This window comes from Bradyrhizobium sp. UFLA05-153 (assembly GCF_054185185.1).
Map to the genome: position 1 here is coordinate 22,863 of NZ_JBBIAM010000093.1, position 16,204 is coordinate 39,066.

Annotated in this window: 12 protein-coding genes; 8 read left to right on the top strand and 4 right to left on the bottom strand. The window is 62.6% G+C overall.

Annotated features, from left to right (window positions below):
• Positions 1–6: 6 nt before the first annotated feature.
• A complete protein-coding gene (locus tag Q2941_RS37010; protein WP_035663925.1) occupies positions 7–1,002 on the bottom strand; it encodes a Gfo/Idh/MocA family protein in 996 nt (331 codons plus the stop codon).
• Between the two features lie 5 nt (positions 1,003–1,007).
• Positions 1,008–2,075: a LacI family DNA-binding transcriptional regulator gene (locus Q2941_RS37015; RefSeq protein ID WP_458195567.1), complete on the bottom strand. Its 1,068-nt coding sequence runs from the start codon at positions 2,073–2,075 to the stop codon at positions 1,008–1,010.
• Positions 2,076–2,240: 165 nt separating this feature from the next.
• Between Q2941_RS37015 and Q2941_RS37020 the strand changes: the two genes are divergently transcribed.
• Positions 2,241–3,014: a 3-ketoacyl-ACP reductase gene (locus tag Q2941_RS37020; protein WP_254113074.1), complete on the top strand. Its 774-nt coding sequence runs from the start codon at positions 2,241–2,243 to the stop codon at positions 3,012–3,014.
• Positions 3,015–3,036: 22 nt separating this feature from the next.
• Here the strand turns inward: Q2941_RS37020 and rhaI are convergent, their stop codons facing one another.
• Together rhaI and Q2941_RS37030 are read right to left on the bottom strand one after the other, a co-directional pair.
• Positions 3,037–4,335 (bottom strand): L-rhamnose catabolism isomerase, encoded by a 1,299-nt coding sequence (rhaI, locus tag Q2941_RS37025; protein ID WP_458195568.1) that lies wholly within the window; start codon positions 4,333–4,335, stop codon positions 3,037–3,039.
• The gene (locus Q2941_RS37030) at positions 4,332–6,428 is read right to left on the bottom strand and encodes a bifunctional rhamnulose-1-phosphate aldolase/short-chain dehydrogenase (protein WP_458195569.1); all 2,097 of its coding nucleotides are present in this window, start codon (positions 6,426–6,428) and stop codon (positions 4,332–4,334) included. Before Q2941_RS37030 ends, rhaI begins: the two co-directional genes overlap by 4 nt.
• Before the next feature lie 184 nt (positions 6,429–6,612).
• On the opposite strand from Q2941_RS37030, the gene Q2941_RS37035 reads away from it, so the two are divergent.
• The 7 genes from Q2941_RS37035 to Q2941_RS37065 all read left to right on the top strand — a co-directional run bounded on the left by Q2941_RS37035 (position 6,613) and on the right by Q2941_RS37065 (position 15,800).
• Positions 6,613–7,425, top strand: a complete 813-nt coding sequence (locus Q2941_RS37035; RefSeq protein WP_458195570.1) for a DeoR/GlpR family DNA-binding transcription regulator — start codon at positions 6,613–6,615, stop codon at positions 7,423–7,425.
• 2 nt (positions 7,426–7,427) lie between these two features.
• Entirely contained in the window at positions 7,428–8,969 is a 1,542-nt protein-coding gene (locus tag Q2941_RS37040) for a sugar ABC transporter ATP-binding protein (RefSeq protein WP_458195571.1), read from the top strand.
• Positions 8,966–9,952, top strand: coding sequence for an ABC transporter permease (locus Q2941_RS37045; RefSeq protein WP_027525962.1), 987 nt, complete (start codon positions 8,966–8,968; stop codon positions 9,950–9,952). Before Q2941_RS37040 ends, Q2941_RS37045 begins: the two co-directional genes overlap by 4 nt.
• Positions 9,949–10,941 (top strand): ABC transporter permease, encoded by a 993-nt coding sequence (locus tag Q2941_RS37050; RefSeq protein WP_458195572.1) that lies wholly within the window; start codon positions 9,949–9,951, stop codon positions 10,939–10,941. Before Q2941_RS37045 ends, Q2941_RS37050 begins: the two co-directional genes overlap by 4 nt.
• Positions 10,942–10,991: 50 nt before the next feature.
• Positions 10,992–12,107 (top strand): autoinducer 2 ABC transporter substrate-binding protein, encoded by a 1,116-nt coding sequence (locus Q2941_RS37055; protein ID WP_458195573.1) that lies wholly within the window; start codon positions 10,992–10,994, stop codon positions 12,105–12,107.
• Positions 12,108–12,231: 124 nt separating this feature from the next.
• Entirely contained in the window at positions 12,232–13,593 is a 1,362-nt protein-coding gene (locus tag Q2941_RS37060) for an FGGY-family carbohydrate kinase (RefSeq protein ID WP_458195574.1), read from the top strand.
• 344 nt (positions 13,594–13,937) lie between these two features.
• Entirely contained in the window at positions 13,938–15,800 is a 1,863-nt protein-coding gene (locus tag Q2941_RS37065) for an acyltransferase family protein (protein WP_458195575.1), read from the top strand.
• Positions 15,801–16,204: the final 404 nt, after the last annotated feature.

Here is a 16,204-nt window from a genome sequence, read left to right on the forward strand (position 1 = left end):
TCCGCCTCAGGTCGTCAGATCGATGGGCGTCTCGTGCCCCGTTTGCGCCGCTTCGCGCGTCGACAACGCGACGCTCAACGACTTGATTCCGTCCTCGCCCGTAGCCGACGGTGCCCCACGACCGGCAACAGCATCGCCGAACAAGCGCACCGCCCGCAGATAGAGATCCTCGTGCGCAATCGAGAGCGGCTTCTCGCCGTCCTTGCTCCGCAGCAGAACCTCGCCTTTGGGCTGCTGGGTCATGCAGTCGGTCCCGATCAGCGATCCGTCTTCGCCATGGACCTCGAAGCCGGTCACCGCGTATCTGGTCGTGAAGGCGTCGTGGAACTGGGCAATCAGCCCGCTTTCGAAGCGGACAACCCCCATGACGCCGTCTTCGAGCCCTGCCTGGCCCATGCCGGCCCGCGACGTCATCGCGGTTACGGCGACAGGATCGTCGTCGAGCACGAAACGCATGGTGTCGGCGTCATGAACGGTGATGTCGAGCACCACGCCGCCACCCGCCTGAGGCCGCTCGATCCGCCAGCCCTGCAGGTGCGGCGGAAGATAGACCGCATGAAACACGCGGGCGAACAGGGGCTTGCCGATGTGGCCCGCCTTGATCGCAGCATGCATTGCGCGATGGGTGGCCGCGTTGCGCAAATGGTGGTTCGTCCCCATTTGCACCCCTGCCGCCTTGCAGGCCGCGACCATTCGCCTTGCATCCGCCAGGTTCAATGCGAGCGGCTTCTCGCACAGCACGTGCTTGCCGGCCGCAGCTGCGGCCAGCGTTTGCGAACAATGATGCTCGTTCGTTGTCGAGATGTAGACCGCATCGATACCGCTTCCGAGCAACGCGTCGAGGTCTGTTGTTGCAGTCGCGATCCCGTTCTCGCCGGCAAATCGCTGCGCGCGCTCCGGATCGCTGCTCATCACAGCCACCACCTCGCCGCCCGCTCCACGGATGGACCCGATCATCCACTCGCGCGCGATCGTACTTGCACCGATCAATCCCCAACGCAGGCCACTCAAGATGCGATCCTCCGTTTGAATGTCGCCCCACAACTCTCCCGAACGACCAACCGCGCTTCGCCCACGTAACTCTCGAGACGACGCTCGCCCTCGTTGATCTGCCTCAGCAGCATCTGCGCGGCGCGTTCTCCGAGACTGCCGGCGTCAACCGACACGGTGGTCAGAGCGGGAGAGACATGACGGGCCTCGGCGGTATCATCGAAACCGACGATGGCAACATCCCGCCCGACGGTCAGCCCCTGTCGTGCGATCGCCAGCATCGCGCCGATGGCCACGACGTCGTTGAAGCAAACCACTGCCGTTGGTCGCCTTTCCGACGACAGCAGGCGCTTCATAGCATCGAAGCCGCCATCCTTCGTCGGCATGCTCTCGATGATCCGTGCGGGCTCGACGACAAGTCGCGCCTGCTCCATAGCGCGCGCAAACCCGGCGACACGGTCCTGGAAAACGACCATCCGGCCAACGCCGCCGACGAAGGCGATATCGCGATGGCCGAGCTCGATCAGATGCTCGGTCGCCCGCGCTGCACCGGCCAGATTGTCGGAAACCACCAGCGAGGCTCGGGTTCCGATGATCCGCCGGATCGCAAGCACGATGGGCAGACGCGCCTCGAGCCGCGAGATTTCCGCCACGTCGGTGTCGAGCGCCGGACAAAGGATCAGGCCGGCGGCGCCATGCTCCCGCATCGAGCGGACCACCTCGGCCTGCCGGACGACGCTCTCGGCGGTATTGGCGATGAATGGAACAAAGCCGGAGTTTTGCAGGGCGCGCTCGATGCCAATGGCAAGCTCCGCGAAAAACGGGTTCGACAGATCATTGATGACCATTCCGACGATGTCGGCCCTCGCGCGGCGCAAGCTCGCGGCACCGCGGTTGTAGACATAGCCGAGAGCGTCCATCGCCCCCGCCACGCGCTGGCGCGTCTCCTCTCTGACGAGAGGACTTCTCTTGAGCACGAGCGACACCGTCGACTTCGACACGCCCGCCGACTTGGCAATGTCGAGGATCGTCACTGCACGAGATTTACGCCCCGCACGCGCCATGCCCACTGCGAACCTCCGCATCTTTTGGAACGTTCCAATACTCCTATTCCAACCAAGACACAAGACCTCAAAAATGCGGCAAATGCGGAAAAATGGCCTCGAACGCCAGAACCTTCATATTATAGAACGTTCCAAATTCAGGAGATGCCCGTTTGCTTGGGCTCGAGCGCATGGAGGGAAACCGATATGAACGATCAGCGACGACCTGGCGCCCTGGTGACGGGAGCGGGGCGCGGCATCGGCCGCGCAATCGCGCTCGCGCTATCGAGAGCCGGCTTCTCGATCATCGTGAATGATCTTCCCGGCTCGGAAGATGTTGACGAGACGGTAGCAGCCATCCGCGAAATAGGCGGGGATGCAAAGGCCATCAGCCTCGATATTTCGCAGGTCGAGCAGCACCATCAATTCGTGGACGAAGCCTGGAATGCCTTTGGCGGCATCGAATGCCTCGTCAACAATGCCGGTGTTTCCGTGAGCGTCCGCGATGATCTCTTGAAGATGACGCAGGAGAGCTATGACCGCGTCATGAGGATCAACCTGCGCGGTCCCCTCTTCCTGACCCAGGAGGTCGCACGGCGAATGATCGGCGCGCAATCACAGCACTTTCGCAGCATCATTACGATTTCGTCGATCAATGCCGAATTCGCCTCGACTGACCGCGGCGAGTACTGCGTCTCCAAGACGGGACTGTCCATGATGGCCCGGCTTTTCGCTATCCGGCTCGCCGATCATGGCATCGGGTCCTACGAGCTTCGGCCAGGGATCATCCGAACGCAAATGACTGCCGTCGCGAAGGACAAGTACGACCGGCTCATTGGCGAGGGCCTCACGCCCATCAAGCGCTGGGGAGAGCCGGAGGATATCGGAAAAGCCGTTGCCACCCTGGCGACAGGCCAACTCGGCTATTCGACGGGAGACGTCATCCACGTCGATGGCGGTCTGGCGCTGCGGAAGCTCTGACGGCGAAAGCAAGGCCCCTCGCCTACACAATTCCCGCCGACGTCCCGGCGATGGCGGGACGCTCCATTGCCTTTTGCGCCCGATAACCGGATGCGCGATAGGTCGCGATCGGCGCGATCGCGCCGCCGGCGCGCAGGCGGGCGATGGCGAGCAGCGGCGAGACGTCGGTCGTGAAAGCGCGCTTCAATTCGAGATGCGCGCCGAGCGCGTCATTCGCCTCTTGCGCCGCTTCGAGCGCCGCGCGATCGACGATGAGGGCCTGCGCATAGGCGCGCTGCAACTCGGTCGCCGATTGCATCAGGCTCTCGATAGGATCGGTCACGTTATGCGACTGGTCGATCATATACGCTGGCGCGAAGCCGTCCGCCTTGCGGCGCTCGGCGTCGATCAGCTCGTTGAAGACGAGAAACAGCCTGAACGGCTCGACCGAGCCGGTGTCGAGATCGTCGTCGCCATATTTTGAATCGTTGAAATGGAAGCCTGCGAGCTTCCCGAAGCGAACGAGCCGGGCGACGATCTGCTCGATATTCACGTTCGGCGCATGATGGCCGAGGTCGACGAGACAATGGGCCTTGGGGCCGAGCTCCTGCGCGACTGCAAAACTCGTGCCCCAATCCGAGATCACGGTCGAGTAGAACGCCGGCTCGTAAAGCTTGTGCTCGAGGAACACCCGCCAGTCGGCGGGCAGCGCCGCGACGACCTCGCGCATCGCATCAACATAGCGGTCGAGCGCCTTGGTCAGATTCGATTGGCCGGCAAAGTTCGAGCCATCAGCGATCCAGACGGTCAGCGCATTCGAGCCGAGCTTGCGGCCGATCTCGATGCATTCGATGTTGTGTGCGACCGCCTGAGCGCGCACGCGCGCATCGGTATGCGACAACGAACCGAACTTGTATGAAAGCTCCTGCCCCGGCTGATCCTGGAACGTGTTGGAATTGACCGCATCGAAGGCAAGGCCGCGCGTCGCAGCCTTCTCGCGCAAGGCGACATAGTCATCGACCTTGTCCCACGGAATGTGCGGCGAGATGGTCGGAGTGGCCCGCGTCAATCGCTGGATCACGGCGCAATCGTCGATCTTCTCGAAGACGTTGCGCGGCTCACCCGGCCCCGGAAAGCGAGCGAAACGCGTGCCACCTGTGCCGACACCCCAGGTCGGAATGGCGACGCCGAAGGCCACGACCTTCTGCACCAGGGCCTCCGCGTCGATCCCCTGCCGCGCCAGCGCGCGCTTCAGGGCGTCGTAGTCTTCGGTGGTGGCGTCTTCGAGCCGCGCGTTGTGGTCGGCGATGAAATCCGCGCTGATCGAGAACGGCGTGCTCATCGCGTAAAGGCCTGCGCGTTGCCGGCGTCGACATTGAGGATGTTGCCGGTTGATTTGGCCGAAAGGTCGGACGCGAAGAAGTAGACACCCTCGGCGATATCCTCGGGGAAAACCGACAGTTTGAGCATCGAGCGCTGGCGGTAGACTTCCTCGAGCTGGTCTTCGGCGACCTTGTTGGACGCCGCACGCTGCTGACGCCACTCGCCTTCCCAGATCTTCGAGCCGCGCAGCACCGCGTCCGGATTGACCGTATTGACCCGGATGCCATGTGCCGCGCCTTCCAGCGCCAGGCAGCGGGCGAGATGGATCTCCGACGCCTTGGCTGCGCAATAGGCCGAAGCGCCTGCCGAAGCGGCAAGGCCGTTCTTCGATGCGACGAAGATGATGGCGCCGCCGATGTTCTGACGCTGCATCAGCCGGAACGCCTCACGCGAGACGAGGAAATAACCCGTGGCGAGAATGTCCATGTTCTTCTGCCAGAGCCCAAGACTCGTGTCCTCGACAGGCGAAGCCGAAGCGATCCCCGCGTTCGAGACGACGATGTCGACACCGCCAAAGGCGCGCGCGGTCTCTTCGAACGAGGCGACCACCGCCGCCTCGTCGGTTACATCGAGCTTGACACCGATCGCCGCGTCGCGACCATGGCGTTTCGTGATCGCCGCAACGCGCTCGTTCAGCGCCTTCTCGTCGATATCGGCAATGACAAGGCACGCGCCTTCGCCGAGCAGCCGCTGCGCGGTCGCCCCGCCAATGCCGCCGGCGCCGCCAGTCACATAGGCGATCCGCCCGGCGAGCGATTTCGGCTTTGGCATGCGCTGGAGCTTGGCCTCTTCCAGCAGCCAATATTCGATGTTGAAGGCCTCCTGTTCGGCAAGGCCGACATAGGCACTGACGCCCGAGGCGCCACGCATGACGTTTATCGCGTTGACATAGAACTCGGCCGCAACGCGCGCCGTTGCCGTGTCCTTGGCAAACGTGAACATACCGATGCCCGGAACGAGATACACGACCGCGTTGGGATCGCGCATGGCCGGCGAGTCCGGATGTTTGCAGCGCCCGTAATAGGCGGCGTAGTCTCGCCGGTAATCGGCGAGAACGTCGTCGAGGCCGGCGATCACCTCGTCGAGATTGTCGCGCACGGGATCGTAGGGCAGCAACAGCGGTCGGATCTTGGTGCGAAGAAAGTGATCCGGACAGGAGGTGCCGAGCGGCGCCAGCTTCGTCAGCGCGCTCGAGTTGACGAACTCCAGCACCTCCGGAGCATCGGTGAAATGGCCGATCTTGCGCTCGTCGGTGGAGATCTTGCCGCGGATCAGCGGCATCAGCCTGGCCGCGATCGCGCGGCGCTTCTCCGGCGAGGCCGTTTGGACCTTGGCGCCGCCGAAAGCCGGCTTCTGCTCATGCGCAGCAAGCCAATCGGCAGCCTGCTGAATCACGCGCAAGGTCATCTCGTAACAGGCTTTCGACGTCTCGGCCCAGGTAAACAGCCCGTGCCCGCCGAGGACCACGCCGACATAGTCGGGATGGCGCGCAGCCATCTCGCCGAGTTTCAGGCCGAGATCGAAGCCGGGCCGCTGCCACGGCAGGAACCCGAGTTTGCCGCCGAAAACCTCGCGGGTCAGACGCTCGGCGTCGACTGAGGCGGCAATGGCGATGACCGCGTCGGCATGGACATGATCGACATGCCGGTGCGGCACGAAGGCGTGCAAGGGCGTATCGATCGAGCTCGCACGCGGATTGAGATCGAAGGTGCAGTGACTGAACAAGGCGACCATCTCGTCCTCATGGGCGAGGCCGCGATAGATACCTTTCAGGCTCTCGAGCTTGTCGAGGTACAGCGTCGAAAAGCCGTCGCGCTTCATCGAGCCGATGTCGCCGCCTGAGCCTTTGACCCAGAGCACCCGTACGCTCTCGCGCGTCAGCGGATCTTTCATCTCGATCTTGGCTGAGGTGTTGCCGCCGCCGAAATTGGTGATGCGCAGATCGGCCCCGAGCAGGTTCGAGCGGTACAGCAACTGACCTGCCTCATCGAGCCCGGCGGCGAGCGCGTCGTCCCATAGGTTTGGCAGGGGCGTGGCCGCGACCTCGCTCATTAGGCGTTCTCCCTGTGCTTTACCTTGATGCAGCTTATGTCAGCCATTCAATCACGGTCAATCATCCACGCTCACCATCGCGACGCAATATGATTGATGCAGCGCGATATTGAGCGAACTTGACGGTTCGCAGTTGACCAATGGTCGAGAGCATGACCTATTTGCGGGCAAAAGGGAGGGCGACGTGCACGAGCGGGAACGCTGGCAGGTCATCAAGGCACTCTTGCGTGAGCGGTCGCTGGTGCGCATCGCCGACGCTTGTCGCGCGACCGGCGTCTCCGAAGCTTCCATACGGCGCGATTTCGCCAGACTCGCTGAGCAAGGTGTCGCGATCAGGGTGCACGGCGGACTAGAAGCCCTGCCGGAAACCGCCAGCGCACCGGGCGACGTCCTCTCCCTTGCCACCCGCTCCTTCGACGTCAGCCAGACGCTCAATATTGACGCCAAGCGCGCCATTGCGAAGGCGGCAGTCGCACTCTGCGCCGACGGCGAGACGATCATCATCAATGGCGGCACGACGACGTACCAGATGGGCGAATGTCTGCGCGAACGCCGTCTGAAGGTTTTGACCAATTCCTATCTGCTCGCCGACGCGCTGATCCACACGTCGAAATGCCGCGTCGCCTTGCCGGGCGGCGAGGTCTATCGTGAGCAGGGCATGATCGTCTCGCCCTTTGAAGAGGATGCGATCCAGCACTATTCGGCGACGCGGATGTTCATGAGCGCGATCTCGATCGGACCGCTCGGCGTGATCGAGGGCGATCCCCTGCTCGCTCGCGCCGAATCGAAACTGCTGAAGCGTGCCGACAAGCTGATCGTGCTCGCCGATTCCTCGAAATTCGTCTCGCGCGGCAGCCTTGTCGTCTGTCCACTCTCGCGCATCGACACGCTGATCACCGATTCCGATGCGCCGAGCGACGCACTCGACATGCTGCGCGGGCACGGTGTCCGCGTCGTTGTTGTCGATGCAGGCGCTCAAACCAATGCGGCGGCGTGACCATGACAACGGACGCGCATAGTGAAACTCCCGGAACGCCGCTTCTGTCGGTACGCTCGATCGAGAAATCCTTTCCAGGCGTGCGGGCGCTGTCCGGCGTCTCGTTCGACGCCGCCAGGGGAGAAGTCCACGCCTTGCTCGGTGAGAACGGCGCCGGCAAGTCGACGCTGATCAAGATCGTTTCCGGCGTGTTCCCGCCCGATCGCGGCGAGGTACTCGTGGACGGCAAGCCGGTCGACCTAGCGCGTCCGGACGATGCAAGGCGCGCCGGCATCGCCACGATCTATCAAGAGCTGCTGCTGTTTCCCGAGCTCACCGTTGCTGAAAATATCTTCATGGGGCATGCACCGCGCGCAGGCCTTCGCCGGATCGACTGGCGGGCGATGCGGGAGAAGACAAATGCCCTGCTCGCTTCGCTCGAGATTCATGATCTGCAAGCCGACCGCATCGTCGGCTCGCTCAGCGTCGGCAATCGCCAGCGCGTCGAAATCCTTCGCGCGCTGTCGCAGGACGCGCGCATCCTGATCATGGACGAGCCGACCGCGGCCCTGACCGAGTACGACGTGACGCGGCTGTTCGATATCGTGCGCAAGCTGAAAGCCCGCGGCGTCGCCGTGATCTATATCAGCCACCGGCTCGACGAGATCTTCGCCATCGCCGATCGTGTCACCGTGCTGCGCGATGGCGCGCATGTCGCGACCAAGCGCGTCGCCGACACGGACGCGGCCGAGCTCGTGCAATTGATGGTCGGCCGCAGGATCGAAAGCCTGTTCCCGAAGATCACGGTTCCGATCGGCAAGCCGGTGCTGGAGGTGAAAGACCTCGAACGACGGCCGCTGACGAGGAGCGTATCGCTCACGGTGCGCGCCGGCGAGATCGTCGGCCTTGCCGGCCTCGTCGGCTCTGGTCGCAGCGAGCTGGCGCAAACCATTTTCGGCGTCACGCCGGCCGATAGCGGCGAAATCCGGATCGCCGGACGGAAGGTCGATATCCGCTCGCCGGCACAGGCGCGGTCCCTGGGCCTCGCCTATGTCCCCGAGGATCGCGGCACACAGGGCCTGGTGCGGCCGATGAGTGTGCGCGAGAACTTCAGCCTCGCCGCGCTTGGCAAGGTCGCATTCGGCGGCTTCATCGATCGCGGCGCCGAGCGCAAGCTTGCCGACGACGGCGTCAAGCGCTTTGCGGTCAAGACGAGCTCGCTCGAGCAGATCGCGGGCAAGCTCTCCGGCGGCAATCAGCAGAAGATCGTGCTGGGCAAATGGCTCGCCAATGAGCCGAAGCTATTGATCCTCGATGAGCCGACGCGCGGCATCGATGTGGGCGCCAAGGCGGAAATCCATCGGCTGATGGGCGAGCTTGCGGCCCAGGGGCTCGCCATCCTGATGATTTCGAGCGAGCTGCCAGAAGTGCTCGGCATGAGCGACCGCGTGCTCGTGATGCGCGAAGGCCGTATCGTTGCCGAATTTTCGCGCGAAGAAGCAACCCAGGAAACGATCGGCGCAGCGATGATGGGCAGTCATGACAACGCGGAGAAAGCGGCATGACGACGTTGACCTTGGCCGGAACCGAGGCTGATCCGCGGCGGCGGCTGAAGGTGCTTGCCTCGCAGGAGGCTTTGCTCGCGATCGCGGTGATCGGCCTCGCCATCGCCGTTGGCCTTTACAATCCGCGCTTTCTGGCGGCGCGCAATCTTTCCGACGTGCTGCTCGGCAACGCCTATATCGCAGTCGCAGCAGTCGGCATGTCGATGGTGATCGTCTCCGGCAACATCGATATTTCCGTCGGCGCGCTGATCGGCGTCCTGGCGACGATCAGCGGCACTCTGGCGGTGAACGGCGCGCCGATCGTGGTCGCCTGGCTGGCGGCGCTCGTTGCCGGCGTCCTCGTAATGGCCTTGCAGGGGGCCATCATCGCCTACCTGCGCATTCCGGCGATCGTGGTTACGCTCGGCATGCTGTCGATCCTCAAAGGCGGCCTGATCAGCGTCACCGGGGGCAAATGGATCACCGACCTGCCCGACAGTTTCCATCTCGCCGATATCGAACTCTTCGGTGTGCTGCCGTTCCCGGTTTTTCTCATGATCCTGGTGACGATCCTGGCGGCCTTATGGATGCGCTATTCGGCCTCAGGCCGCGCCATCTACGCCGTGGGCGGCAACGCCGAAGCGGCGCGGCTCTGCGGCATTTCGCAGCCGCGCACGATCGTCATGGTCTTCGCGCTGCACGGATTCTTTGCCGGGGCGGCCGCCCTACTCTATGCGACGCAGCTGCGCGTCATCCAGTCGACCGTGCCGCCCAATCTCGAGCTGACGATCATCACCGCGTCGGTCGTCGGAGGCGTCAGCATCCTCGGCGGCGTCGGCACGGTGATCGGCTCGACCCTTGCCGCCGTACTGATCGCCGAGATCGCGAGCGCGCTGGTCTTCATCGACGTCTCGCCCTACTGGATCCGCGCGGTCCAGGGCGTGCTCATCCTCGTGACCGTGATCGCCGACATTCTGCGGCGCCGGCGCATGGCCGGAGCATGAGCGCCATGAGCGAAATCCCCCTTCCCCAGACCGCCAAGCGCGTCGTCCCCTGGTGGCTGCTGCGCCACGAGACCATGCTCGCGGTGATCCTTCTCATTGCGTTGATCGTGCTCGGCGGCTTGAACAGCCGCTTCCTCACGCTCGACAATCTGCTCAATCAAGGCAGGCTGACGACCGAGGTCGGGCTGATTGCGCTGCCCATGACCTTCATCATCATTACCGGCGGCATCGATCTCTCGGTCGGCTCGATCGTCGGGCTCTGCGCCATCCTGCTCGGCTATTCCTGGAAGAATTTCGGCTTTCCCTTGCCGCTGGCGATCTGCTTCTCGTTGCTCGTCGGTGCCGCGGCAGGTCTTCTCAACGGGATCGTCATCACCAGGGTGAAAGTACCGCCACTGATCATGACGATCGCGACGCTCGCGCTCTATCGCGGCCTCGCCGAGGGGATCAGCCAGGCGCGTTCGGTGCGCGGCTACCCGGAATGGTTCTACTTCATCGGACAGGAAAACCTTTTCGGCGTGCCGGCGCAGCTCTGGCTCCTGCTGATCGCGATCGTGGTCTCGGCAATCGTTCTTGACCGCACCACTTTCGGCCGGACTCTCTATGCGATCGGCAACAACGAGACCGCCGCGCGCTTTTCCGGTTTGCCGGTCGATCGCGTCAAGCTGATCATCTACACGCTATCGGGCCTCATGGCCGGCCTTTCCGCTTGTGTTCTCGTCTCACGCGTGACCACGACCCGCTCGGACATGGGGATCGGCTATGAGCTCGACGTGATCGCGGCGGTGGTGCTCGGCGGCACCAGCATATTCGGAGGCGTCGGCACGATCTGGGGCACGGTCGTTGGCCTGGCGATGATCCAGCTCTTGAAGAACGGACTGGCCCTGACCGGCGTCAAGGGCGATGCGACGATCGTGGTCATCGGCGCAGTTCTCATCCTTTCAACTCTTGTGGCGAGTTCGCTCCAACGGCGCCGCGACGGCGTTTGATGGAGTGTCTGACCGCGAAAACAGCGGCTTAAACATGGGAGGACAACAAGATGAAGCTCGGATTAGCCTTTGCATTTCTCAGCGCGACGCTTCTGGCCGGAACGGCCTCGGCAGCGGACAAGAGATGGGACGGCGCGGACGACCTGCCGGTCAATCCGCTTGCCTGTGCGGCTGGCGAGGCCAACGCCGCGCCAGCGGCCAAGCCTTATGACGGCGGCCGGCCAACCAATGCGGCCGACAAGGCCGGCAAACCGATCACGCTGGTCGACGTGCCGAAGCTGATCGGCATCGGCTATTTCAACGCGACGTCGAAAGGCATGCAGGAGGCCGCCAAGGCGCTCGGCAATGTCACGGTGAAGACCGACGGCCCGACCGAAGCCAAGATCGACGAACAGATCAAGTTCATCGACAATTACATCACCAGCGGCGTCGACGGCATTCTCTTCGCCGCCAACGATCCGGTGGCAATCGCGCCGGTGCTGAAGAAGGCACTGTCGAAGGGCATCCACGTCGTCGGCTACGACGCCAACTCCACGCCGGATGCGCGCGAATGGTTCGTCAACCAGGCCGAGTTCAACGGCATCGCCAAGGCGATGATGGACTCGATGGCCAAGGAGGCCGGCGAGGACAAGAGCTTTGCGATCGTCACCTCGACCTTCACGACGCCGAACCAGGCACGCTGGATCGCCGAAATGTGGGCCTATGCGCAGAAGTGCCACCCCAAGCTGAAATGGCTCGAGACAGTCGAGGCGCAGGAGGACAACAACCTGTCCTTCAACCAGGCGACGACGCTGATCAACAAGCATGGCGACAAGCTTGCTGGCCTGTTCGGCATGACTTCGGTCGCGACGCCGGCTTCGGCGGAGGCCGTGACCAAGGCCAAGCTCTGCGGCAAGGTGGCGGTGGTCGGCCTTGCCACGCCGAATGCGATGAAGCCTTATGTCAACGCGGACTGCGTCAAGTCGGTCGTGCTGTGGAACCCGGTCGATCTCGGCTATGCCGCGACCTACGTGATGCGTGCCGTCGTCGACGGTACCCTGAAGCCCGGCGCGACCTCGGTGGACGCGGGCAAGCTCGGCAAGCTGAACGTGGTCAATGGCAGTGAGATCCTGCTTGGCTCGCCCTTCATCTTCACGAAGCAGAACATCAAGGACTTCGATTTCTGACTTAGGCTCGTCGCCTGGCCGCCGCAGAACGCGGCCGGGCGACGCACTTTCGGCCCTCGTTGTCATCGCCGTGACAAGCCGGCCATGACACGCGTGATGTTGCTTGTTGAGATGTAGCTTGACGATGAGCCAGACGGTCGCAGTCCTCGACATCGGCAAGACCAATGTAAAGCTTGCCTTGTTCGATGACGGCCGACTTCTCTGGGAAAAGTCGGCGCCCAACTGCATCCGGCCGGGCCCGCCCTATCCGCACGAAGATGTTGAGAACGCGTGGAACTTCTTTCTCGATGCGCTTCGTGAGGCCGCACGCTCGCATCAGATCAGTGCGATCGTTCCGACCGCGCATGGCGCTGCCGGCGCCTTGATCGGCGAGAGCGCGCTCGCCGCTCCGGTCATGGACTACGAATTCACGGGCGTAGAAGTGATCGAGCCCGACTATGCCAGCCTGCGGCCGCCCTTTTCGGAGAGCCTGTCGCCGAGACTGCCAGCCGGTCTCAATCTCGGCCGGCAGCTCGCCTATCAGAAGTGGCGCTGTCCGGACCTCTTTGCCGATGCGAGGTATTTCGTTGGCTACCCGCAATATTGGACCTGGCGCCTGAGCGGCATCGCTGTCTCTGAAATCACGACCCTCGGCGCCCATACCGACCTCTGGGCGCCGCGGCAGGGACAGATCTCGAGCATCGTCAAAGCTCTCAGCGTCGACCACTTGCTGCCGCCGCTCCGCCGCGCCTTCGATCCGCTCGGTCCGATTCAGCCTGAAATCGCCGCCCTGACCGGGCTCGCGCCTGAAACGCGAGTCTTTTGCGGTATCCACGATTCCAACGCTTCACTTCTGCCCTACCTCGTCTCGCGCCAGGCGCCGTTCACCGTGTTGTCGACCGGGACCTGGGTGATCCTGATGAGCGTGGGCCTTTCACTCGATCAGCTCGATCCTCGCGACGACACGCTCGCCAACGTCGACGCGCTCGGCCGCCCCATCGCCTGCGGGCGCTTCATGGGCGGGCGTGAATACGCCGTCATCGCGGGCGGCGGCAATCCTGACCTTGACGCGATCGAACGCGTCGTCGCCTCGGGCGCGATGGCTCTGCCCTGCTTTTCCGGCCATGGCGGACCTTATGCGACGACCAAAGGCGTGATCCGCGGCGAAGTCGCAGCGCGCGATCGAACCGCGCTTGCGACGCTCTATTGCGCCCTGGTCAGCGATCTGATGCTGACGCGCATGGGAGCAACCAGCGGCGATCTCATCGTCGAAGGGACCTTCGCCGGCAATCTTCCCTTCTGTCAGACCGTCGGCGCGTTACGACCGACGCAGCGCGTCTTTGCAGCGGAAGACGCCGCAGGCACGGCGCGCGGTGCCGCAATGCTTGCGCAATGGCCGCCTTCCTACCCCATCGCGGCGCCGATGCCCGTCCCCGCAGCTCCGATCACCGGGCTTGACGCCTATCGTGGCGTTTGGACGGCGCAGATCGGCCTGATCGATCGCTAACCCCGATCGCTGCATTTGGCCTCTCGTGCCTTGATCTTCGCCTGGCGTAGCAGTTGGAATCGGTCGATGGGCCAATTGGCGGCCGCGCCGAAACCGGCCAAGCACTTGTCGCCGCCTCGAGAAGGCCGGCGTCGAGTTCATTCCGGAGAACGGGAGCGGTGCTGGCGTGCGATTGGCGAGGCGCAGCAGGCGATCGAAGTAAATTTCTTCTCCAGGTCGGGCAAATCAGTGATTTGTCAGGTGCTAGCCCGATCGTCGAAAGGGGAACCGGCCTCGCCCGCTTCCACCGCGCCCCGAAAATGTCGCTAAATACTGGATGTGTTGCATAGCATTCAGGCGGACCAATGGGACAGGCACCGGGTTACCGGCCGGAGATCGACGGGCTGCGCGCCGTTGCCGTATCGGCCGTTGTCTTCTTTCACGCCTATCCAGAGTACGTCCCCGGTGGGTTCATCGGAGTTGACGTCTTCTTTGTGATCTCTGGATATCTCATCTCCGGAATTATCTTCGATGAAGTCGCGCAAGGGTCATTCACGGTCACGCAGTTCTACACGCGGCGCGTACGACGGCTTTTCCCCGCCCTTATCCTTGTTATGTCGACGGTTCTGTTGGCATCATGGTTTATATTGTTGCCGGATTCCTTTGTTCGCCTTGGAGCGCAAGTTGCCGCGAGCTCAGTATTCGCCGCGAACTTCTATTTTTGGTTTCAGTCAGGATATTTCAGCCCGGACACGCATACATTCCCGCTGCTCCACCTTTGGTCGCTTGGGGTAGAGGAGCAGTTCTACATCCTGTGGCCCCTCGCTGTATCGCTCCTTGCGGCCCCACGTCGATGGTGGACCGCGATATTGCTCGTCGGTGCGCTATCCTTCGGGGTTTCGGTCCTCCTCGATCACCATCGCGATCTGGATTTTTACTCTCCGATCACTAGAGCGTGGGAATTGATGGCCGGGGCAATCCTTGCGTGGCGCGAACGGCACGCGCCCCTCGCGCGCGTTGCCAATCCAGATGCTGTGGTTGCAATTGGGCTGGCCTTAGTGGTGGCGAGTTCTCTCTTGATCGATCAGAAGGCGGACTATCCGAGTTGGCGCGCAGCTTTGCCGGTCGCTGGGTCGATGCTGGTCATCGCGGGTGGCGCAAGAAGTCGTTTGGCTGCTCTCATGCTCTCTAATCGTGCCACGGTGCTTACCGGCAAGATAAGCTATCCGTTGTACCTGTGGCATTGGCCCGTCTTGGTGCTGTCTGCTGCCGTGAAGTTCCTGCCACTGACCTTGCTAGAGCGCGGCTTGGCCGTTGTTGCTTCCTATGCCCTCGCTTGGGCTACATTTGCCCTCATTGAGACGCCAATCCGTTTCGGAGCGTTGAGCAGCAAGAGAATTGGTCTGCTGGCCGGCGGCATGCTGGCGACAGCAATTGCCGGATTCGTGGTAGTCCAATCCGACGGTTTCTCCGGCCGCTTTCCACCTGAGTTGAGAGCGGCTGCAGCGGAGCGGCCAATCGCATGGCGATTCGGCCGATGTCTGCTGGACTTGGGATCTCAAACAGAGTTCGCCGATGAATGCTTCGAGCACGTTCGCCCGCTCTTATCCGTATGGGGTGATTCCACAGCTGGATCGCTGATGCCCGGGCTCCGAGTTCTCCAGTCGCGTCAGCCGTCCGGACTTGTTCAAGTTACCGCCAGCTCTTGTATGCCGCTCCTGAGCGGTCCGATTTCTGTCGCCTGCGCGGAAAACAATGAGCGTGTGAGACAAATCCTCAGCTCTATTCGACCCGACGTCGTCCTGCTGCACGCAAATGGCCCTCTCGACGTAAGCACGAGGACAGGCTGGAGCAACACGCTGGCTGCATTGAAACTGATCGGTCCAAGAATAATTGTATTAGGCCCGGTACCATCGTGGAAGCGCGGTTTACCGGAGCAGGCCCTAAGCTACTACATCACGCGCAGACAGTTACTGCCCGCACGATCTAGCAGTTTTGTGAACAACCTTTGGGATGACGAACAGGCCCGCATGTTCTTCACACAACAAGGTGCCGAATACATTTCGGCTTGGCAGGTATTTTGCAATGCCGATGGATGTCTCACACGTTTAAACGACCATTCTCCTGCGGCCATAGACAGCGTGCACCTCACTGAGGACAGCTCGATATTCCTCATCGATTCAATCGAGGGCAAGCTCCTCAAGGCCTTGCGACCAAGAGACAAGTGATGTCGCTCCTTCAAGGCTCAATGCGACGCTCCGCATGTCTCGCATCTCCTTATCCCCTCCCCAACTCCCCAAAATCCAGGCCGGATCGAACCGATGTAAGGACAATCGGGTGGGCGAAGCCAAGATCAAGAAGGCCCCACACTGCCCATTCTGGCTGATGATGCAGCAGCCGCGCTGAGCCCCTTTCGCCGCCTGCGCAGGGCCTCGAATACCCCCAGCAAAACACCCCTTTAGTCGAGGTCGAACAGTTGCGTCGCCTGATTTCCACCGGCTCCTCCTTCGAGAAGACCGCCGGCTACAGCGGCGCCGTGGTATCCGTCCGGTGAAGCTTTCAATTACCCACATTTCCAGCCGCTCCGATTTCGGCGCCGAGTTCGATATCGGTGAGTCTGGAGAGTCCGCGC